Below are 20,163 nucleotides of genomic sequence, written 5' to 3'. Positions count from 1 at the left end.
AGGTTGTCACCCATGTCTTAGGTACAGTTTGTTACCTATGTGTCCGGGCCGGACAGAGCGAAGGCTGGTGGGCCCGGCAGGACTCGAACCTGCAACCAGACCGTTATGAGCGGCGGAAACTCGCACTATTCCCACTAGAAGTGCCCATTTTCATTGAATTTTGACTACGTTCGTTTTCTTCCTTTCGACTGGTTTCTGAGGCGAAGCTGAGGCGGTAGGTTTGGCCGTCATCTTGGCGACGGCGTCCTTTAGGTGGTCCGGGTGGTGGTGCCCGTACACGCGCAACAACGTTTCGACGCTCATGCCGAGATACCCGGCGGCTTGCCATGGGTCGGTACCGTTCTGCATCAACCACGTTGCCGCGGTGTGCCGTAACGTATGCGGCGAAACGCCGGGCCCGAGCTTGGCCAGCGTCACCGCATGCTTGAACGCGGTCTTCACGGAAGATACACCTTCGCCGTTGAACTCGACAAAGTGCCGCGCAATAATCTTGCGCTCCTTCCAGCGTCGCAGGTGTGCCAGCAGGCGCGGTGGGATCGGCATCGGCGGCTGCCGTTTGTTAGTCTCCTGCTTCCCCTGGGCGCGTCGGTAGTAGACGCCACGTTCAAGGTCGACAAAGGACCGCCCGATAGCCGCGGTCGGCGAAGCTGACGCAATGGCGCCCGCGCGCGTCCCGCTATAGACCCCGATAAGGATGAACCGGGCGAGATGGCGAAGGGGCCGCTTATTCGTTTCAACCTGCTGTCCTTTATTGGGTCCGCGGTGCATGGTCTGTATCTCGCGGGCGCGCCAACACGTCCAGATTAGGTGGGCGGCTTCATCGCGAGTCAGCCATCGATCGCGGGCAGGGCCCTTCTTGGGAAGCGTGACCTTCACAATGCCACGGTGCAGCCCTTCCGCCGCATGGTTGGCGATGGCTGCCCTGAGATCCTCCAGATCTCGGCGGGCACCGCCTTTATTGCCACGGTGTTGTTGGTACTCACGGCACTTGGTCCGGGTTACCTCCGACAACATGAGCTTTCCCCAAAACTCTTTGAGGCGCCCGATGCGATTGAGATACTTCTGAGCGTCGGAGTTCTCGACGTAAAGGTCGGGGCGGTCGTCAATGAAAATCGAAAGCACGTCGGCGACGGGAATTTTCTCTAAGTCTTGTTCCTTGCGCGTCGGCGCGTATTTTTTTGCAATATAGTCCTTGAGGACTTGCTCAGCCGCTGCAACTTCGCGTTCAGCGCATCCAGTGGCGTAATATCCCGTGCCGTCCCGGATGACCCAAGTGGCTTGATGGGTGAGCTTTCCGGCCCTGTAGCGGGCTGGTCTGAGGTGGAGACGGGCACCCTTACTTCTACGCGGCATCGGCCACGCATCCTTTCAATTTCATTGAGAGTCGTAAACACCTTGCCTGCAATAATCTCGACCGTAAGTCGCCCGCGCTTGGCTTCTCGTCTCAAGCTGTTCTCGGAAATGGTCTGATCCGGAAACGCGATTGCGGCTGCTACGGACAGCCTGAGCGGTGTATCAGGTCCTATATTCTCCAACGATGTTAGCGCCGGTTTGCGCACGGGTCATCTCACAAATGATTCAACCGAGCAACAAAAACCTTCGACACACTTCGATGGCTTTGTGACCGCACATCAAGGAGCCCCGCGCTGATCTAAAGGAAGCGCCGACGCCGGCGAGCTGCTTGCATGCAAAGTTCCGCGAGAGCCGTGGAATTACTCCGCTACGAGGTTTCCAAGTGAAAACGTTCAGGCGAAGAAGCGCGGCATGTGCTCGGAACACCCTCTGTCGCATTGCCAGGCGATCCTGGAGCTGGAAGCCGGAGTGGCTTTCGATCGTTGATTTACATGAATCAACACAAGCGCACTTTTGTTCGTCGCTCAACTGCAAGCAAAGGAAGCTCGCCACATCAAAACGCTAGGTCACGAAAGCCCGTCTCACTTCATATGGTTTGGTCGCAGGTTGAGCAATGCGATCATATTTTTGTAATCAATCTCATTCCAATGCTGCGGAATTGGTGTGGTATGTGCGCATTGACACATTCAACCCTCAGCTATCTCGGTCCAATAGCACCAAAGACATTCTGGCTTTCATCACGCTCGATATTCACTCCTGCCGTGTCACACTCGCGACACTTGCCGACTCTTAGTCTGTCGGTCCAGTGATGGATTGGATCGAGAGTTTAATTCTTTCAATTGGTTAGAACGCGGCGTGTGTACGATGTGTGCACCGCGAGATCAAAGAAAATCTCACGAGCCAACAGAAGCAACCTCGTAAAGCAACCTCATTGGCGTTCGATGCCGGCTTCCTTCGTAAGCGCTGACAAAAGCTCGATGTCGGCCGTAACGCGTTCGGAGATTTTCTTGGGGGCGACCCATTGCGCCTCGAAGCTGATCTCGACGTGACACTCGCCGAGAGCTTGTAATGACCTCCGGTGGCGTGCCGTTGGACGCGAACAGCCCTATCCATTTCAAGAGGTTCCGAAAGTCCGGGCCCCTGTTCTTGTGCCGAAGGAGGTTAGGAAAATAGCGCGCTACGGTTCTGTGTGGTCGTCCCGGGTCCAAAAAAGCTGTTGCGATAACCTAGAGTTGTAGTCAGAATTGTAGCTCCCATTAAGGGGCTGCGTGACACTTAAGCCAGGTACGAAACGGCGCAGAGGTCGAAACGGATCGATTCGGATCAAGGTTCTTCCGAAGGACCCGCTCCTCGCACGCACCCGAAATTTGTGGCCGGTTGAAGCGACGATCGAGTGTGCTACCGTCGGCGACGGCCCGACCAGCGCGCGCGTCGCGATCGTGGACTATAACGCTGACCTCGATACACGGTTTACGCCGGCCAGACTCTTGGCGGACCGCTCAGGATTCGTCGGCATTGCAGGCTTGAAGAACGAGCGGATTCTCGACAACTTCAACTTTCACCAAGTGAACGTCTGGGCGATAATCGAACAGGTCCTGACGGTGTTAGAGGACGATACAGCCTTGGGCCGACCGGTGCCTTGGCGTCGGGCCTCGGACGCCTGTTGGTGTTGCCGCATGCTGGCTACGATGACAACGCGTTTTACGATCGCGATACCGGCGCGCTGCACTTTTGCTATTTCGAAGGCCCCGACGGCAAGCCGGTCCATACCTGCCTGTCGCATGACATCGTCGCGCATGAACTCGGCCACACAGTACTCGATGGGCTGAAGCCTGGGTACAACGAGGTTTCTTCCCCGGAGACGGCAGGGTTTCACGAGTATTTTGGCGATGCGATAGCTATGCTGGCAAGTCTGAAAAATCGCGAAATTGCCAAGCTAGTAACGACAGGAGCGCCGGCGCTCCTGTCGGCCAAAAAATGTCGTCTCGGCTATCGCCAGCGAATTCGGTGCGGCGATCCATGGCCTAGCCAAGCAGGACTATCTGCGAGGCGCCTGGAACAAACGCAAAATGAGCGATTTACGCGGCACTTACGAGGAGCACGGCTGGTCCGAGATCCTGACCGGGGTCTATTACGATCTGTTGCAGTATCTCTACATCCGCAATCTCAAGGAGGTTTCCCGTGAGGCGGGCGGGAAGAAGCGCGACCAACAGCAGGCGATCCAGGCGCTGTTTCGCGCCGCCGACCAAACCGCCAACGTGATGCTCCGGGCCATCGACTACTGCCCGCCGGTGGATTTACGCTACGATGAATATGCGCGCGCCCTGCTGCGCGCCGACGAAGTCGCTTATCCCGATGATTCCTACGGAATCAGATCAGAACTCAAACGCATTTTCCGCCGGCGCGGACTCAAGCCGATGCAAGAGGATCGGCGTGTCAGGAGAGATATCGTTCACGCTTTGCGCGAGGCCAAGACATCGAAGCGATCACCGCCACGCCGGCCGACGCCTATCGGTTCCTCGACGAATTCCGCGAGCTCTTCCAGATTCCCTTCGACGCCAACCTCACCATTGTTTCCGTCTATCACACCAAGAAGCGCGCGCGAAGCGGCTACTGGCCGCCCAAAGAGAGGGTGATCGAATTCGCGTGGAGTGAAGACGTCGAGCTCAAAGGCCGCGCGCTCGGCAAGCTCACCAACACATTGCTGCCGCTCTATTGCGGTGGAACGTTGGTTTTTGACGGCAACGGTAACTTCCTGCATCTGGCGATGGTTCTGCCTACGAAAGATCGGCGGAAGACGCTAGTGCAATATGCCCGTTACCTCATTCGCTCCGGTAGCATGGGAGTGAGCGACGGGATCCGCGGATTGGGCGCGCCCGATGGTGGAAATTTTCGTATCCGCGCCACGATCGAGGGAAGACGACTCCGGCTTCAGCGCAATGCCGCGATGCGGCACGCCCGGCCCAATAACGACCACTATGCTGGAGGGCACTGATGACAGGTACGATTCAGATCCGTGGTTACGTCGTAGGGTTCGGCGACTGCATCCTGCTCAGCCTGCCTGATGGCGCCGAAACCCGCCATATCTTAATCGATTTCGGCCGCGCTCCCAACGATCTGTCTAGCCTGGTGCGCTTCCCGGACATCGCGCCGACATCGAGAAGCAGTGCAATGGAAAGATTGATCTTCTGATTGTCACCCACGAGCATCTCGACCACCTGGAAGGCTTCTATCGCGAGCGAGAGATCTTCAACCGCATGGAAATCGAGCGGGTCTGGATGGGCCTGCCGAGCCATCCGGACTACTACCGGGACTTTCCCAAGGCGAAGATGCAGAAGAGACTCCGCGACGGTCTGGCTGGATTCGCGCGCGACGTCCGCCGCAACGGGATGGTGCTGCACCCCGCCTTCCGTTCGCTCCTCGAAAACAACTTGGCCAACAAGGACCGGATCGACTACCTGCGCAAGCTCGGCAAGCAACCGATTGCCTACCTGGCGCGCGGCAAGGCGAAAGAATCTTCGACGTTCAAGAACATCAAGATCCGGGTGCTCGCGCCCGAACCGGACGTTAGCGTGTACTACACGACGAGTGCCCGAGAGCGGGCCTTGACAACAGCGCTTGCGGCGGTCGGCACCGGCCACGAGAAGCAGGTGCGTGGCGGCGATGAAGGCTTCGATTGGGACTTTCCCGCGGTGGCGCGCGCCGGTGCTGCGGAGCGCGGCGGCATATCGGCCAGCGATTTCGAGCGGCTTCGGCGCGCCATTCGCGAACACCGAGTGACGGCCGCACGGTTCATCGACAAGGCGCAGAACAATACGTCACTGTGCCTGCTCATCGAAGCCGCCGGCAAGCGACTCCTGCTGCCCGGTGATGCCGAACTCGAAAGCTGGGAAATGATCGAAAAGAAATGCGCCTCCGAACTCGAGCCGGTGGATTTCCTCAAAGTGGCGCATCACGGCAGCCACAACGGTACGCCGCTGCAATTGCTCGACCGCCTGCTACCGTCAAGCGCAAGGCACATGCTCAGGTACTTGTCTCAACCAAGCAGCAAGTCTACGGGACCAAGAACCCAGTCCCCGATGGGTCGCTCTTGAAGGAGCTGAGATCGCGCTGCCACAAGCTGGTGACCACCGACGGCGCGGCTGGCACCGCGGTCGCGCTGTCGTTGTAATACATGCTGGATTCGAAAATTCCCGAATGTTTGCGGGGTCTAAAACAGCTTTGCGCACAACTTTCCGTAGCAAATTGAAGTTGTTCAGTTAATTCCGTTTGATAAACCGATGATTGGCGGGATCTATTCCAGTCCGGCCCGCGATGACTGGGCTTGGTGTTGGTGTGGAGACGGCGCCGAAAAAGCGATAGCGGTCACGGCTGCCCCGTGGCACCTAGTCCCGGCCTTCGAGCCTCGCAGGGAATATTTTATTCTCCGAGTTGCAGGGCCATTGACATACACCCATTTTGAAACGAAAGTTGGATCTTTAGTGATATTCAACCAAAGCGTTGGCTGGGGGTTATATCAATGGCTGCTGATACCGCACATTCAACAAATCCGCTCAACTCCAAATATCCGGAAATCATCACCGAGACGGAATCGGAGAAGCGCGCGGAATCCACGGAAGAGCAGAAGCTGACCTACGAGTCAGGAGCGCCGCGCGGCACGTCGATTATCAAGAAGGTCACCACGACCAAAACCAAAATCCGCACTACCACTCCTTACACTGGCACCGTCTAGCTCGTTAAACGAGACAAGTGAGTGCAACGTCAAAAGGAACATGGATTAGCGAGGCGAGGGTGCCGTTCGTCGCGCTAATCCGCACGGCGTTGCGGGATGCAGGTATTGTCGTGCTGGTCGACACAAGTGGGGCAGGTACGCGCTCCACTGCGCTGGCAGCGGCCCACGGCATTGCCAACCATGAAGTTGTCACATCAAATGGCTCATGGCTGCACGGCGGTTATCTCGCCGGATTTGAAGAGCTGTGTCTTGACCTGATAAAGCAATGCGAGGCCGCCACGCCGCGGCTTCTAGCCAAATACGAGCAAACCTTAAAGAGGCTATGGCCTTTTCGTAGTTCCGCAGCCTTCTTAGTGCCGCGCGATTTGACGAATACGGCAAACCGGGAAGAGCGTACCCGATTTTACCATCACGAGTATCAAAACAAACTTCTGGTGGGCCTTGGTGAATTCATATTGCAAGCGCTCAAAACATCTAACCGCGAAGTCGTTCTCATTATCGACAACTGCCAAGCTCTTTGCGCTACTTCGCGGAGCCTGTTGGAAATTCTCCTAAGACTTCAGGAGAAGTGCAAACGAATTCGATTCGTGATTCTGGACCGCGAGGGCGCATTGCTGATTGCAAATGCGCCGCGATTCGTTCTCCCACCTCTCACCCAACTGGACTTTGAAAGTCAACTTGATGTTGAGAGTCTTGCTTCGGCGCAAAAGGACCTCCTATTCACGCGATCAAATGGCAATCTCGACGTGGGTGCCGCGTTGCTCAAATGCATGGGAAGAGGCCTGGATGCTACTAACCGGTTGAGCGCTCTTGCCATCGTCGATCTGTTTTTAGCCTCTATCCCGCAAGAGCGGCGGGTCGAAATGGCCACTGCATTTGTCGAGGACGGACTTGTTGGCGATTTGATCAATCGCCGAAATGCCGAAACATTGCCTTGTAGTGTGCTAGATCGGCTCAATAGCGAAGCGCACATTCGACGATTGACACAATATAGATCAGGATCAGCTCCGCTGATCCTTGCCCACGCCGTCGCGCTCAGCAACAAGTTCGAGAGGGTCGAAGCGCTGGTCCAGCCCTGTGAAATCCTCATGGGGATCGGGCTTTATGATACCTGGTTCGAATTCTTCGCTGCAAATTATTCAGATCCTGAGTTGCAGAAGCACGGGTCGGGTGATGACCCGATAAACGGGCTCTTTATCAATGCTGCATTCGTTTTGTATGCAATGGGGTATTCCTCTTCCTCACTACCGTTTCTGGAAGCATTCTTGCGGCAGTTTCCACTAAGCCGCTTTGTTCCTACCGCCCTGTACGCACAGTCGATGACCTATGGTCGATACCAGGTGCCCGTAGATATTCCTCGTGCCGAGGCCTGTGCGGTTGCCAACCTGCGGTTAATCGAGGAGAAGTTCGCAAATCATCCACGCTATCAATACATCAAAGTATTTGCGGAGAATGCGTACGCCTACATTAAGGCGCGACAAGGCGACTTGAATAGTGCATTAGCACTTTGCGAGCACGGACTCTCAGAGATTGTCGAAGCATACGGCGAAGGCGCCTTTCTGCTTCATCGATCCATCCTTGTTTACAATACAAGCCAAGTTTATGAGCTGGCCGGAGATGTTGTTCGAGCTGAGGCGCGTCTGCGGGATGCTATTGAGCTCGATCCCTACTATGCCGAGTATTACAATGACCTCGGTAACCTATTGGCCCGCATAGCGGGTCGCGAACGCGAGGCGCTCGATGCCTATGCGCGAGCGATAGAACTTTCACCACCATACTATGAAGCATATTTGAACCGTGGCATTTTGCGCGCTCAAGGTGTCGATGTGACAGGCGCGGAAGCGGATTTTCAGCGTGCATTGGAGATCAAGCCGTCAGAATGGCGAGCGATGCGCGAGCTCGGAAATCTCAATCTGGGACGAGGAGATGCTGCTCTGGCGCTGGCCGCATACGATCGGGCTCTAAGACATGAAGCTCACGACCCGGATTTGAACGCCAACGCTGGCGTTGCTGCGTCCGAGCTCGGATTTACGGAACGCGCAATCGCGCTGGCTCAGGTTGCCATTAGTTCGAATCCGCACCACGCGGCAGCACATAACAATTTGGCGGCCGAATTCTTAAAGCTTGGTCGCTTCGAGCAAGCTCTGGAGCACGCTCATCTGGCCGTTGAACACGGGAATGATCCCGATTTCGAGGCCAATTTGGGCGTCGTTGAACGCCTGGGCTCGAACGCGAAACCCAGCGCTCTTTCAGCAGAAACGTAAGCACGCAGTGCCTCACAAAAAGAACGAATTAACGTCGATGACAAAAAAATTCCCGAGCCAAGCCTTCGAGCAAGCTGGAGTGGACTCGTCGCGTCAGCAGCGTTGTTTTTGCGTACTACCACATTCCTCTTTAGCCGCGGTCGAAACGCCAAGCAAAAGAGCGGCAACGATTAACCCGAGGTCCGAATGAGACCTGAAGTTGCACCATTCGCTGCCGAGTCCGACTTACGCAAGGCGAAGATCACCGGAGGGAAAGTCTTCGCTAGCGATTTTCGGGTGAAGGATATCGCTCAGCAGCTTGGTTGGCCTGATGAATGTGCCCATGCACTGATTATCCGTACAGCCTTCATTGACCGTCCCTTCGTCCGCCTGAACGTTGAACGCCTTGGCCCACAGAATCAGCCTTTTCGCACGATCACAGCTGATACCCTGGCGGAGCACGGTTTGGACAACACAGCCGGCACGGCAACGGGCGCAGGAATGTTGCAGCTATGCCCGCCGAACCGAGTACCGCAGTACCTAAGCCAGCCTCTGGCGATTCTTCTGTTTCAAGATTTCCTGACCTTCCGTAGAGCAGCACAGGAATTGCGGGAGGACCGCGGCATCGTAAGCTACGGTACCCCAACTCCAATTGCCGATGAACGGTCGACTGCGGAGCTGTTAACAGACTGGCGATTGTTGATTGCCCCCGCAATACTATCGACGCAGCACTACCTGCTGTCTCTCTCACAACATCAACTATCAAGTCAGTTCGACCACGGGCACCTTCGGCTCGAGAAAGACCAGTTTACTCGGGCGGACGTGCATGATCCGGTCGCCAATGCGATATACGAAGAACTGTTGAAAATGGCGCCCGGAGAATTCTGCATTGAGACGACGACCTTCACGCAGCAAGTTGATCCTGCTTTCCTCGAACCGGAGACTGGCCTAGCGGGGGTCCAAAACGGCACACTTACAATGCTGGTTGGGACCCAAGCGCCTTATGCTGATTTAAAAGACATTCGCAAGGCTGTTGCTGCCGGCCTAGACAATCCTGCTATACGCGATGTCAAAATCCTCAGTGTCGACCTCGGGGGCGGCTTCGGCGGCCGTGATAAGTCGCCGTTCGTTGTCCAATTGGCCTTTGCTGCAGCTTTATCAGATCGCCCCGTCAGGCTGGCATATGACAGGTTCGAGCAATTTCAGGCCGGGTTAAAACGGCATGGCTCCGGCGTTCACACGTTGATATCAGCCAAGCCAGATGGCTCGCTTGATCGAGCGCTTGTTCACTTTGTATTCGAAGGTGGTGCTGAGCTTAATCTCAGCACGCCTGTGATGCAGTTAGGGGCCCTTCACGCGACGGGATTCTACAGATTCAACAAAGTCAGTGCGAATGGTGTAGTTACACGACGCCCCGTTCCTATCGTAGGCTCGATGCGAGGCTTCGGAATTCCACAGGTCGTTTTCAACATTGAAACGGCCATCGACAAGCTTGCTACTCTAAAGCTCAATCGCGATCCTATCGGCGTTCGCCGTCAGAATGTTCTGCAATACGATTCGGATCCGCAAAAAGCAGATCGCGACATAGCAGGTACCCCGCTCTGCTTCCATGTCGCCAATGCGGAAGTCTGTGACAGAGCTGCCGAACACCACCTGTGGAAGAATCGTGACGAAATCCGAAGAGAAGGAGCGGCAAGAGGCCTCTATTGTGGCGTCGGCTTTGCCGGTTGCATGGAAGCCTACGGAACAAGCGGAGATAGCCAATATGCTGCAGTGCAGCTCGAACTCGACGGGCAGATAACGGTCTGGAGCCAATCTGTAGACCTAGGTCAAGGAGCACGCCGGTCTCTAGGAAAAGTCGCCGCTGACACATTCCGGGCTCCCGCCGATGTGTCGCTGGGCAACGCAGAGCCTTTCGTTTCCTTCGCAGAACAGCTGATCGCGAAGGGGACGACTTATGGCCATCAGGCTACGGCTGCATCGAAGACCGCATTTTTCCATGTTCACGTCTTGCGCCAAGCCTGCGACGCATTGATCAGGCTCAAGATCTTTCCCGGGATACGCGAACTGGTTAACTTCGATACTTCGGACGAAGACCTCTTCGATGCTTGGCGTTCGGATGGCTTCCACGTCGGCGAAGGCAAGCCCGTGTCGCTCAGTACGATCGCCGCACACCTTGATAGGACTAGCGCTCCGCGTTTCGCAATTGCGCATGGTTACTTCTCGAACGGCTGGTCTCGGGCCACTTTCATGGACGGGGAGCGGTCTTTCACATCTTTTATTGATGCCCTTGGCTTTGCTAAGGAAGCGACCTGCCAAGCCACCCTGGTGCCAACTCAAGGCGATCCAATTTTCCCGCCAGCGCACTCGGCTGTTGGAAAGACACGAGTCCCCCGTTCGGCGTACGCAGCCGGCGGCCACCTAGTGGTCGTGGAAATTGACCCAAAGTCGGAAAGTTTGCGGGTTACGGCTGCGGTCTCATTCCTGGATGCTGGCGATGCAATCACGGCGACGATCCTCCACGGCCAGGTTGAAGGTGGATTCCAAATGGGACTGGCTCATGCACTCTTTGAGCAGTTGCCGCCAGCAAGCGGTCAGGACCGGTTTGTAAACTTTGATCGATACATCGTTCCTCGAGCATCGGATGTTATTGCGATAGATCTAGAAACGGTTCTGTTACCTCTTCCTGAAGGCGGTGCGCTGAACGAGCTGCAGGCTAACATTCGCCATAAGGGGGCCGGTGAAATTACGATGACGACGGTCGCTCCGGCGATCGCAAACGCAATAGCGCACGCTCTGGGACATCACGATGAAGACGCTTGGCCTTCTGCGCTACCGATCAGATACAAAGACCTGAAAATCCGGAGCCGTCCAGGTGCTTAGAAAAACCACCGATGTCAGCCTCGTTATCAATGGTCAGCTTCATGACCTTGGAGATGCACCTGCCGACATGCATCTCGCGCACTACCTTCGCGAAGTCGTCGGTCTTACCGGAACCCGCATCGGCTGTAGCATCGGGGAATGTCGAGCATGCACGGTATTGGTTCGGCATTCGCCGACAGAACCACCCACAACGAAGCAATCGTGCATGATTAGCCTGCGTCATGTGAACGGGTGGGAGGTAACTACTATCGAGGGTGTCGCAGTGGGCGAACAACTTCATCCAATCCAGGACGCAATTCTTCACCACGATGCCATGCAATGCGGGTTCTGCAGCGCCGGATTTGTGTTGGCTGGTGTGGTTGCTTGCGAGCAAATGGCGAGTCTTGAGGGGCAGGATCTCGACACAGTCGTCGAAGCGGTAACGGGCCATAACTTGTGTCGATGCACGGGCTACGCTCGGTACCGCAGTGCAATCACGCAGGTCGTCGCGTCTTATGCCAAAAAGAAGTCCTCGGACACGCCGTCGTCGATCTCTGCGCATTTCGGAGCGGCTGTTTCAAGGGATCGCTTTCTGTCGACAGAAATGCCGCTCCGCGAAACGTTGTCTTCCGATATTCAAGACGCACTTCGGTACGTCCCGCTCTTTGACAACCCATTGCTCGAACTTATCAGATTGTTGCGCGATGCGGCCGAAATCGAACACTCCCTACTTGTCCAATACTTGTTCGCTGCGTTCTCGATCAAAACGCCTCAATATGCGGCCCTGGCAGGTTGGCCAAGCCACAGATACGGAGGCCGTCCCCTTCATGTGCTCGGCGTAGCGATTGAAGAGATGGTCCATTTGGATGTTGTGAATAATCTACTTTTCGCACTTGGCGTCGCGCCACATCTTGGCCGACAACAGTTCCCCTATGAACAAGAGATTTATCCGTTCGATTTCAAGCTTGAGGCATTGAGTTTGGAAACCATTGCGAAATACGTTTATGTTGAAGCATCCGCTCGAGCAGTTGACCCGGATGCGCAGACGAATGAGGAAGATAAGCTCTTCGTGGAGCGCCTGTACAAGGTGCTGGGTACCACTCGCCCAAACCGGATTGGCTCGCTCTATCACAAAATCGAAGCGGTTCTCGATCAATTGCGGATGCGTCATCCGCGTCTCATTGACTTTGGGCTTTGGCAACGCCGGCTCGAAGAGGTGCGAGAAGAAGGAGAAAGCGAACACTTCGAATTCTTTCGCTCGTTGTTTGATGGCACGCATCCCGCGCTGCCGGGTCTTGAGGTCTGGGATCCGGCAAATCGCGACTACCCGGCATTCAAGCTGTCCGTGACGAGCGGTTTGCCGTTAACGGGCGAACCGATCCCGCACCACAAACACCCCGCGCTGAGGCATCTTGGTAATTTGCACTACTGGATTGTGTGTATGTTGCTTGATCAGTCGTACAGGCGTGGCGGGCGGTTTCATAATGCGGCGCGTAGGCACATGACCGGTCCGCTCCGCAGTCTGGCGACCGAGCTGGCGCGTGACGGAGAGGGGATGCCATTCGACGTCCTACCTTCAGGGTACGCGCCGGGGGCGGATACTTTGGTCAATTTACAACTGACCATGTCGATGCTTGGTGAAATTGCGTTTGCGGAGAAGCGCTTCGCGGCATTCCTGCCCTTTGATTACTCCAGTCGGTGCGCTCTTGAGACGACGCAGGAGTTGCGTATGACGTCCTGATGGCCGCAAACACTACCGAAATGACGGAAGTGCGCGCGATTGTTGTTTCAATTGTTACAGGCTATCGGTGGGGTGTTCCTCGATCTCCGAGAATTGTTGCATGGCGGAGGAACTTGGTCGCATGGAGGTGGGCTTCTAAATTGGTGAATAAGCGATCTCGACATCGCGTTCATTCTGCCAAACGCTGAATATCACAAGTACAAAGCATATCAGACGAACGGTCAGTCGGCACCGCTCCAAGCGGTCAAGAAATCAATTCAGAAGACCTACAGCACCTCCGAAAGTTTCGGCGATGGCCAAGTCGTCGTCATCACATTCACAGACGGTTTGACCTTTGGGGTGTTGCCGGTTTTCGAGAACAAAGACAGCGATAGCTTCACCTATCCGAACGAAAACGACGGGGGTAGTTGGAAGGTTTGCAATCCGCGAGCAGAAATTGCGGCGATCTCCAAGAGAAGCGAAGCGACCAACAAGAATATGAAATATCTGGCTCGCATGAGCCGCGTCTGGCGCAAACACTGCGACGTGCCAATGAGCGGGATGTTGGTCGACACTCCCGGCTATCAGTTCATTGAGAATTACCAGTACCGCGACAAGTCATTCGTGTACCACGATTGGATCATGCGCGATTTCTTCGATTTCCTTTCAAAGCAAGACCAGAAGCAAACGTACTGGCGTGCACCGGGTAGCGGCTCCTCAGTGACTAGAAAAGGTGTCTTCGAGTTCAAGGCCCGGAGCGCCTATCTTCGCGCGTGCGAGGCCAGTCGTATATATTTGAAGGGGTTCTCCCTGATCGGAAGGCCCCACTCGCGTCTCGCAACCTCGAATGCATGACGAAGGATGACCAGCTCGCGGCGCACTGACGGCGCATTGACCAGCTTGAGCCGGTCGTCGCGATACTGGCTGACCGTTGCGCCCTACAGATTGCTCAGGCTTGTTTGGGACATCCCGTGGGCCAATAGCTGGCGAATGCGCGACCGCTCAAAGACGGCCCCTCGCTTCCTTGGCGTGATCTACTGCTCGTACCGCTTCAGCAGATCAGCGATCGTTAGCTTTCTCATCTCCTTGATGTCGGTGGGCAGTTCCGCCCGATCAATTGATCGCTCCTTCTCACGTGCCCAAGCAATGGCGTCGGCGCGGGTCGCGAAGGATTTTGACAAGGCGGGATAGCCAGCGCGGCGCACCTGCGCTTGCCACGTCTGGCCTCTTTTTCGGATCGTTGGCATGTTTTTCCGTCCAGCTGTGACAGGGCTGTGACGGACTGGGTTTTCAGAGAGATCAGGAAGCGCGAGGGCCAAGCAAAAACTTGAGTGAAATAAACACTCTAGTATTGTCGCGCCGCACCGGGCGATGATGATAACTACGTTTACGCTATAGCCCTCCAAAATGACGCCTGAAAATCAGCCTTAACCGACTGAAATGACAATATTATCCAGACAGTTGATTGCAAACCTCCCAGGGATTGGTTTTGGGGATCAGGTTCTGTAGGTCGTAATCCAGCAGGTTTTGCCGCGCCTCCATCGCGCTAGGTGCGGCTATTCGAGTCTCTCGACCGAATGGCTACTTTGTGACTGCGACCTCAATCAGCTTCGGCTTTTTACGAAGCGGCGTGTGGCGTCCGTCTTCACGATACGGATCGAGTTGTACTGACTGGCAAGCACCTGATAGTCGACGATCAGCTTTCTCGCCAAAAGGTAGGCCAGTGCCGGGTTCATCCGCCTCGGTTCCCACCCATAGCGCTGAGCGACCTGTCCGGTATCAATCGGCATCGACGGATCATTGACGAGGTCAGCCGCAATCCGCAGTGCGTCCTCCTGGGGCGACCATTCCATGAAGTGTTTGTCGAACGTGGCGAAGAGATCCGCCTTTGGGAGAACACGGTCGAAACTGACCGTCACCAGGTCGCGCAGCTCATGCAATGCGTCTTCGATGTCGTCTTCCGACACATCGACCGCCGTTGCCAACTCGCCTGTGCTTTTCTGAGGATCACCAAACATTGCATCCTTAGTTTCCTCGACGAAGACCTTGGCGATCGCCGTTGCGATTTTCGAATACCCGATGGCCGGCAGGTCGATGCTGCTGGGTATCGGGCCAAGCGGGGGCTTACGGGAGACACCATGAATGTCATTCACAAGGTCGCGCACCCCTTGATCGAAGTGCGAGACGTATAGCTCCGGCGAAAGCATGCCCGACAAGAGTGGCGGGAGCTCGCTCGCCGCGAGACCATGGCGGAGCGCGATGAAGCGTGCCTGTCCGGAAATGCGTCGGACCAAGCCTGCATCCATTTCCTGCTGAACCCAGGGCTTTTTCATCGCGCTGGGCGTCAGCAGCACGAGGAAATGGGTGCAGTTTCCCAACCCTTCGTCGATCTTCCGGCGCAGGCTGTCGCCGGAGCGGATCTCCCATTCGGCCCACCAAGTGTCGATGCCGCTCGCCATTAATCCTCGGGCCACTTTCTCGGCCATATCACGGTCTTCAAACGAATAGCTAAGGAAGGCTTTGGGCGAGCCACTCTGCACCGGCAAAAAGGCGGTGGCTTCCAGTTCTTCAGCGCTCATGCGTTCCTTGACGATCGCGAGGAGCTGCGGCGAGCCCTCGATGCTCAAACGCAAATCGTCGAGCGCTTCTCCATGGACGAGCACGGCCGGGAATTCACCGGTGTTGGGATGGCGAATCGTACTGAAGCGCTCCCTCAGCTCTTCCTTGATAGCCTCGATCGCGGCCGACTCGATGTCCTTCGCGAAGTCCCCTGCGTTGAATGCCCGCCCCTTGTATCGCAACCCCATAGATCATCCCCACCGCGTGTTCGCATGTTACCTATTATGAACATATGAGGAACAAAATTCAACGGTGCTGCAGCCTTGAGCTCGGGCGCGGGAGCGCTTCCATGCCCTTATTCCACAGATGACAAACGCCCGCGTGAATTGTCCAATAAGACTCAACTTTGGATGAACGGCTCGTGGGTGCGAATCAGCATGAATTTCCAGTACGGCATTGACGATTGCGATGTGGCTGACAAGAGTCGACTCAGGCAGTATCGAGAGAAGCGCACCGGATGGCTCTACATGCTTGCAGGCGACCCGGACCACGCCGTCTCGAAACAGATCACAGCGATGCTTTGGAACGACGCAGTCTTTCGGGTGACAAATGAATCCCGGCGACTGTCACGGTTGGGCGGCTACAAGTCGTCGGCGCGAAACTGGTCCATCGCCCAGTTCATGGATCAAGGCTTCGTCGCCGTGCAGACTCTGTCGATCCGCAGGCTGATGGACAAGGCGGCGTCGAAGCCTGCACGGCAGGTCATCTCATTGCGCCGAGTGCTCGATGACATCAAGGCACACCGCGAACTCATCACGCGAGAGAATTATGTCGCCTACGATGGCCTGCCATATAATCCAGAACCCGGCGAACGCGCCTATATGGAGAGCCTCGTCAAACGGGGCGGTGGCGTCCATACACAGTGGTTGCCGACAACAGGACCACAGGCGTGGTCAGTTTCGCAAATGGTCCACGAACGGTTCGACAAGTTGTCCGGCGTTGCGCACGATCAGCGGTCGCCGAGTGATGTCATCGCTGATGACGTCTTCGACAAAATAGAGGCCATGCTGACTAAAAGCGGGTGGCAAGACATTGCCGAGTTCGGCAACAAGTTCATTGCTCACGCCGCCGACGAGCATTCGCGCAGTACTTTGTTGGACGGTCAGAACGGCTTTTCTCTCGACAAGCTTGCGCGCTGCCATGAGGGCATTTGCCGCGCTGCGGCTGCGATATACGGCCCCATCCTGTGGGAGGGATCGAGCGGGTTGCTACCCATCCCCCAGTTCAATCACTTCGACAATCTCGAGGCCGCATGGCTGCTGCCTCAGGATATCGAAACGCTTTCCGCATTTTGGGATGCGCATGTCGAAAATGTCGAGTCCTGGACTGAGGGGGATCCGTTCGAAGAAAAGCCAGACTGACAGCCGTCGGTCCTTCCCTTTGCCCTTCTCAGGAGGAAGCCATAAAGCACGCTGGTTATGGATCGCGTCGCCCGGAGACGATCGCAATAATGTTCACGACGGAGGCCGTCGCTTCCAGGCTTATCGCCGCATCTCGGAAACCAGCGGTTCGCGTGTGCGTGGTGTGATTGGCAAGATCGAGGGCCGAGCGCGCGTGCTTTCTGAGTTCCTCGACCGCACCGCCTGCAAGCTCGACAGCGATATACGCCTCTATCATCCTCTTGAAGTCTGAAGGACCAACGGCCTTGCCGTCGAGGATCGGGTGTCGCGCGGCCACGAAGACTTCCTTGGCTAGTGAAAGAAGGGCCTCACGGCAGACGAGTCCCACGCTCTGATATTCAACCTCAGTCTGCGCGGCTTCCAGCTTCTTGCGAGCAATGCCGATCTGCTGGTCGACAAGACTCCAGCCCGTAGGAGAAATGACAGCGGGCGCGCGTCCAGAGCGAAGCCGAGCAGCAAGGGGATCGATCAACTCGGCGATGAATTGGCGGCGTGACTGATAGCTTGGAAGGTCGCCACTGCTCCAGCGGCCATACCACTGCCAAAGATCGGAAAACGGAACTGGGTTCTCTATGCCCTGAGCGGTGAGTTGATCGCTGAGCTCCCCGAAGAGCGTGCGGTACTCCGCGTCGACCTGCTGAATTCTTGGCCCGCCGGTCGCGACGCCGATCAAAATGTCGCGGATCCGATCCAGCGCGGCAAGAATGGGCGCATTGCGTGGTGCGGCCGAGAGATGGGTTTTCTCGTAGTGCTTGATTCCCGTGGCCGTCAATTTCGCGTCGAAGACCATTCCTTCCGGCGCGCGTTGCGTGCTGTGCGTGATCAAGCCATCGCGTCGTAGGTCATCCATGATGGCATCGAACAGTTCGTTCTCGTCTGGAACGGTCGCTTTTGCGGCGGCATTCGCGTCATCGACCGCGACGTCAACAGGGCGTGGCTGCCGCTCATAGAGCTTTGCCAGAATGGCTTGCTTCCAGAGTTCAGATACCTCGCGCTCATTCATGGACGTTCGCCGATCATCTCTCAGGCCGATGGGGATCTCTTATCAGATGATTTCGGGCTTGAGGCGTCCGCTGACGGGCATGAGAATACCCCACGGGTAAGGCGGGTTCGCTTCCCTTTGGTACTGATACACGATCAATTCGGGGAGGTTGCGCTTGTCGTACAGGCATCCGAAACGGAAAACGACGCTGTTCTGGGCTGCCAGAAAACGATGGATGCGACGGATGCCCAGGTTACCTAAGCGGATCGCTGTTTCAAGAAACTGCTGACCCAGTGCTCGCTGCTTGTCTTCTGACCAATGGCTGTCCGGAAGACCACCGTCCAAGGACAAGGATATCTGCGCAATGCCGGCGAGCTTCTTGGCGACGCCGACCGCATGAACCTGATACGACACGGAAACAAGCAGAGCGACTTCTTCAGCGCCAGCCGCGCCCTCATCGATTCCATCAATGGCAAAACGCTTTTGGTCGTCGGCCGCATCCAGAGGACGCCATTTTTGCTGATGGCGGTTCCAATCGAAGATAAGTGTCGACGTCTCGTCGTCGATCAGCACGCCCGTCAGGAACGTCAATGGCACCGGCGCCAACCCAGGAGGACGCAACCGATACGGCGTTCTTTCGGAAGTATCAGCGCATGAATCCACGAAGCAAGGAGCGCCTGCGCGAGATGTTGAAGATCCTCCACGATGAGGACGATTGATGCATTTATCGAAGCGGCCCAAAAAGGCAGCGAACGACTTTTCCGTCCTGCTGCGAACGGTTCTTGGTGAAGACCGCTTCCCCGTGGACGTCAAAGCCCTTGCCATGGAGGTTTCGAAGAACTTCGAAGATCCCATCAGCCGAATCGAGGGGATCGAAATCAACGGGTTCGAGGGCATGCTGCGCGCCAGCCGGAAGAAGCCGGCGTGGCGAATCCTCTTCAATACGACGACGCGATATCCAGGCCGGGAACGCTTCACGTTGGCGCACGAGTTCGGGCACTACGTCATGCACCGCCGGCCATTGACGGCGGCCGACTACGCGAACGGCGCGAGCCCGATAGGCCTGGACTTCGAATGCTCGCCTTTGCAGAGCAACAAATGGAAGGAGTCAGACAGAGAGCGCGAGAAGCAGACACCTTTGCGTCGTTTCTGCTGATGCCGATCGACGATTACCGCCAGCAAGTGAGCGGCAGGCAGATCACGTGGTCGCTTTTGAATCATGTCACCAATCGCTACGGTGTTTATCTATTGGCCGCGGTCCGCAAATGGATCGACTTCACAGACCTGCGAGCGGCGATCCCCCTCCGCCCGGCCGCTCTTGCCCTCTGCTACCCGGTCTCGCCGACGGGCAGGGTTGCAGCGCAGCGCTGCGCTCCAACCCAAGCCCATAGGAGAAAGACCATGACCACGAATGCGAACAACACCCGACCGTTGAAAATGGCACGACGGTTTTCATCCCCCTCAACAAGCTCAAGAAGCACCCGAAGAACGCCCGGAAGACCCCGCACAGCGATGCGTCCATCGAGGCGAAGGCCGCGAGCATCGCCGCCAAAGGGATGCTGCAAAACCTTGTGGTGGAGCCGGAGCGTGACGGCGAAGGCGAGCGGACCGGCTTCTTTCTTGTGAGTGTCGGTGAAGGCCGTCGGCTGGCGGAGCTTCTGCGCGTAAAGCGCAAGGAGATCAAGAAGACGGAGCCGATCCGCTGCGTCATCGACACGGCCAACGACCCCGCCGAGATCAGCCTTGACGAGAACGTCACGCGCGAGAACCTTCACCCTGCCGACGAGTTCGAGCGTTTCCGCGAGCTTGCGGACAATCACGGATGGGGAGCCGAGGAATCGCGGCCCGGTTCGGCGTCACCCCGCATGTGGTGAAGCAGAGGCTACGCCTTGGCGCTGTCAGCCCCAATCAGATGCAGGTTTACCGCGACGGCGACCTGACCTTGGACCAATTGATGGCCTTCGCCATCACCCAGGATCATGCACGGCAGGAGCAGGTTTATGAAAACCTGTCCTACAACCGCGAGCCGTGGATCATCCGCCGCGACCTGACCAAGACCAATGTGGCGGCAACGGACCGGCCCGCGGTCTTTATCGGCGCGGAAGCCTACACGGAAGCGGGCGGCAACATTCCCGCTGCGCTGATTACCGGCATCCGTTCCGACCTTCCCGGCCAGATAAGAGAATAACGTGACTGAAAATGGATGAAATCAATGTGGTGGCTATACAAAATTGGTGATCATGTTGGTGTGG

The 20,163-nt window shown here is 56.4% G+C and carries 17 protein-coding genes and 1 pseudogene; 13 read left to right on the top strand and 5 right to left on the bottom strand.

The annotated features are described in order from the left end of the window. Nucleotides 1–150: 150 nt before the first annotated feature. Nucleotides 151–1,353 (bottom strand): site-specific integrase, encoded by a 1,203-nt coding sequence (locus KJQ96_RS24850; RefSeq protein ID WP_213251417.1) that lies wholly within the window; start codon nucleotides 1,351–1,353, stop codon nucleotides 151–153. Between the two features lie 2,069 nt (nucleotides 1,354–3,422). Here KJQ96_RS24850 and KJQ96_RS24845 point away from each other — a divergent pair. The 9 genes from KJQ96_RS24845 (at nucleotide 3,423) to KJQ96_RS24805 (ending at nucleotide 13,765) form a co-directional block, all read left to right on the top strand. After that, complete coding sequence (locus KJQ96_RS24845) at nucleotides 3,423–3,989, top strand: hypothetical protein (RefSeq protein ID WP_213251419.1); 567 nt, start codon at nucleotides 3,423–3,425, stop codon at nucleotides 3,987–3,989. Further along, complete coding sequence (locus KJQ96_RS24840; RefSeq protein ID WP_145963648.1) at nucleotides 3,986–4,348, top strand: hypothetical protein; 363 nt, start codon at nucleotides 3,986–3,988, stop codon at nucleotides 4,346–4,348. The genes KJQ96_RS24845 and KJQ96_RS24840 overlap by 4 nt, the downstream gene beginning before the upstream one ends. Continuing rightward, on the top strand, nucleotides 4,348–4,545 hold the full coding sequence (locus KJQ96_RS24835) for a hypothetical protein (protein WP_213251420.1): 198 nt from the start codon (nucleotides 4,348–4,350) through the stop codon (nucleotides 4,543–4,545). Before KJQ96_RS24840 ends, KJQ96_RS24835 begins: the two co-directional genes overlap by 1 nt. Nucleotides 4,546–4,610: 65 nt before the next feature. Continuing rightward, nucleotides 4,611–5,447, top strand: a complete 837-nt coding sequence (locus tag KJQ96_RS24830) for a hypothetical protein (RefSeq protein WP_213289044.1) — start codon at nucleotides 4,611–4,613, stop codon at nucleotides 5,445–5,447. Between the two features lie 425 nt (nucleotides 5,448–5,872). Further along, the gene (locus KJQ96_RS24825) at nucleotides 5,873–6,085 is read left to right on the top strand and encodes a hypothetical protein (RefSeq protein ID WP_108516999.1); all 213 of its coding nucleotides are present in this window, start codon (nucleotides 5,873–5,875) and stop codon (nucleotides 6,083–6,085) included. A gap of 59 nt (nucleotides 6,086–6,144) precedes the next feature. After that, nucleotides 6,145–8,349, top strand: coding sequence for a tetratricopeptide repeat protein (locus KJQ96_RS41800; protein WP_213251422.1), 2,205 nt, complete (start codon nucleotides 6,145–6,147; stop codon nucleotides 8,347–8,349). Nucleotides 8,350–8,535: 186 nt separating this feature from the next. Further along, nucleotides 8,536–11,211 (top strand): xanthine dehydrogenase family protein molybdopterin-binding subunit, encoded by a 2,676-nt coding sequence (locus tag KJQ96_RS24815; protein ID WP_213251423.1) that lies wholly within the window; start codon nucleotides 8,536–8,538, stop codon nucleotides 11,209–11,211. Continuing rightward, nucleotides 11,204–12,931 carry a ferritin-like domain-containing protein gene (locus tag KJQ96_RS24810; protein WP_213251424.1) on the top strand — a complete coding sequence of 576 codons (1,728 nt, stop codon included), beginning with the start codon at nucleotides 11,204–11,206 and terminating at the stop codon, nucleotides 12,929–12,931. Before KJQ96_RS24815 ends, KJQ96_RS24810 begins: the two co-directional genes overlap by 8 nt. 147 nt (nucleotides 12,932–13,078) lie before the next feature. Further along, nucleotides 13,079–13,765 (top strand): nucleotidyltransferase, encoded by a 687-nt coding sequence (locus KJQ96_RS24805; protein ID WP_309142466.1) that lies wholly within the window; start codon nucleotides 13,079–13,081, stop codon nucleotides 13,763–13,765. A gap of 179 nt (nucleotides 13,766–13,944) precedes the next feature. Here the strand turns inward: KJQ96_RS24805 and KJQ96_RS24800 are convergent, their stop codons facing one another. Then, nucleotides 13,945–14,157 carry a DUF2188 domain-containing protein gene (locus KJQ96_RS24800; protein WP_108516991.1) on the bottom strand — a complete coding sequence of 71 codons (213 nt, stop codon included), beginning with the start codon at nucleotides 14,155–14,157 and terminating at the stop codon, nucleotides 13,945–13,947. A 357-nt stretch (nucleotides 14,158–14,514) separates the two neighbouring features. Then, nucleotides 14,515–15,717 carry a toll/interleukin-1 receptor domain-containing protein gene (locus KJQ96_RS24795; protein WP_213289042.1) on the bottom strand — a complete coding sequence of 401 codons (1,203 nt, stop codon included), beginning with the start codon at nucleotides 15,715–15,717 and terminating at the stop codon, nucleotides 14,515–14,517. Nucleotides 15,718–15,906: 189 nt separating this feature from the next. Here KJQ96_RS24795 and KJQ96_RS24790 point away from each other — a divergent pair, with 189 nt between their 5' ends. After that, nucleotides 15,907–16,890, top strand: coding sequence for a hypothetical protein (locus KJQ96_RS24790; protein ID WP_213251426.1), 984 nt, complete (start codon nucleotides 15,907–15,909; stop codon nucleotides 16,888–16,890). Nucleotides 16,891–16,945: 55 nt separating this feature from the next. Here KJQ96_RS24790 and KJQ96_RS24785 read toward each other — a convergent pair whose 3' ends face one another. Both KJQ96_RS24785 and KJQ96_RS24780 read right to left on the bottom strand, forming a co-directional pair. Then, complete coding sequence (locus tag KJQ96_RS24785) at nucleotides 16,946–17,932, bottom strand: hypothetical protein (RefSeq protein WP_213251427.1); 987 nt, start codon at nucleotides 17,930–17,932, stop codon at nucleotides 16,946–16,948. 42 nt (nucleotides 17,933–17,974) lie between these two features. After that, entirely contained in the window at nucleotides 17,975–18,502 is a 528-nt protein-coding gene (locus KJQ96_RS24780) for an SAVED domain-containing protein (protein ID WP_249734472.1), read from the bottom strand. Between KJQ96_RS24780 and KJQ96_RS41425 the strand changes: the two genes are divergently transcribed. From KJQ96_RS41425 to KJQ96_RS24770, 3 genes and pseudogenes are all read left to right on the top strand, one after another. Further along, the gene (locus tag KJQ96_RS41425; protein WP_256441656.1) at nucleotides 18,502–18,630 is read left to right on the top strand and encodes a hypothetical protein; all 129 of its coding nucleotides are present in this window, start codon (nucleotides 18,502–18,504) and stop codon (nucleotides 18,628–18,630) included. The genes KJQ96_RS24780 and KJQ96_RS41425 overlap by 1 nt on opposite strands. 83 nt (nucleotides 18,631–18,713) lie before the next feature. Beyond that, the gene (locus KJQ96_RS24775) at nucleotides 18,714–19,067 is read left to right on the top strand and encodes an ImmA/IrrE family metallo-endopeptidase (RefSeq protein ID WP_213289039.1); all 354 of its coding nucleotides are present in this window, start codon (nucleotides 18,714–18,716) and stop codon (nucleotides 19,065–19,067) included. A 245-nt stretch (nucleotides 19,068–19,312) separates the two neighbouring features. After that, a pseudogene (locus KJQ96_RS24770) lies at nucleotides 19,313–20,060 on the top strand (ParB/RepB/Spo0J family partition protein); the annotation flags it as partial. Nucleotides 20,061–20,163: the final 103 nt, after the last annotated feature.

It is taken from the genome of Bradyrhizobium sp. sGM-13, assembly GCF_018398875.1.
Classification (GTDB): Bacteria; Pseudomonadota; Alphaproteobacteria; order Rhizobiales; family Xanthobacteraceae; genus Bradyrhizobium.
Note: the sequence above shows the minus strand (reverse complement) of the source record. Positions and strands in the feature narration are given on the sequence as shown.

What these genes read in the sequence shown, in the direction of transcription:
- KJQ96_RS24850 (WP_213251417.1), bottom strand. Translation starts at nt 1,353, where the DNA reads ATGCCGCGTAGAAGTAAGGGTGCCCGTCTCCACCTCAGACCAGCCCGC.
- KJQ96_RS24845 (WP_213251419.1), top strand. Translation starts at nt 3,423, where the DNA reads ATGAGCGATTTACGCGGCACTTACGAGGAGCACGGCTGGTCCGAGATC.
- KJQ96_RS24835 (WP_213251420.1), top strand. Translation starts at nt 4,348, where the DNA reads ATGACAGGTACGATTCAGATCCGTGGTTACGTCGTAGGGTTCGGCGAC.
- KJQ96_RS24830 (WP_213289044.1), top strand. Translation starts at nt 4,611, where the DNA reads ATGGAAATCGAGCGGGTCTGGATGGGCCTGCCGAGCCATCCGGACTAC.
- KJQ96_RS24825 (WP_108516999.1), top strand. Translation starts at nt 5,873, where the DNA reads ATGGCTGCTGATACCGCACATTCAACAAATCCGCTCAACTCCAAATAT.
- KJQ96_RS24815 (WP_213251423.1), top strand. Translation starts at nt 8,536, where the DNA reads ATGAGACCTGAAGTTGCACCATTCGCTGCCGAGTCCGACTTACGCAAG.
- KJQ96_RS24800 (WP_108516991.1), bottom strand. Translation starts at nt 14,157, where the DNA reads ATGCCAACGATCCGAAAAAGAGGCCAGACGTGGCAAGCGCAGGTGCGC.
- KJQ96_RS24795 (WP_213289042.1), bottom strand. Translation starts at nt 15,717, where the DNA reads ATGGGGTTGCGATACAAGGGGCGGGCATTCAACGCAGGGGACTTCGCG.
- KJQ96_RS24790 (WP_213251426.1), top strand. Translation starts at nt 15,907, where the DNA reads ATGAATTTCCAGTACGGCATTGACGATTGCGATGTGGCTGACAAGAGT.
- KJQ96_RS24785 (WP_213251427.1), bottom strand. Translation starts at nt 17,932, where the DNA reads ATGAATGAGCGCGAGGTATCTGAACTCTGGAAGCAAGCCATTCTGGCA.
- KJQ96_RS41425 (WP_256441656.1), top strand. Translation starts at nt 18,502, where the DNA reads ATGGCACCGGCGCCAACCCAGGAGGACGCAACCGATACGGCGTTCTTT.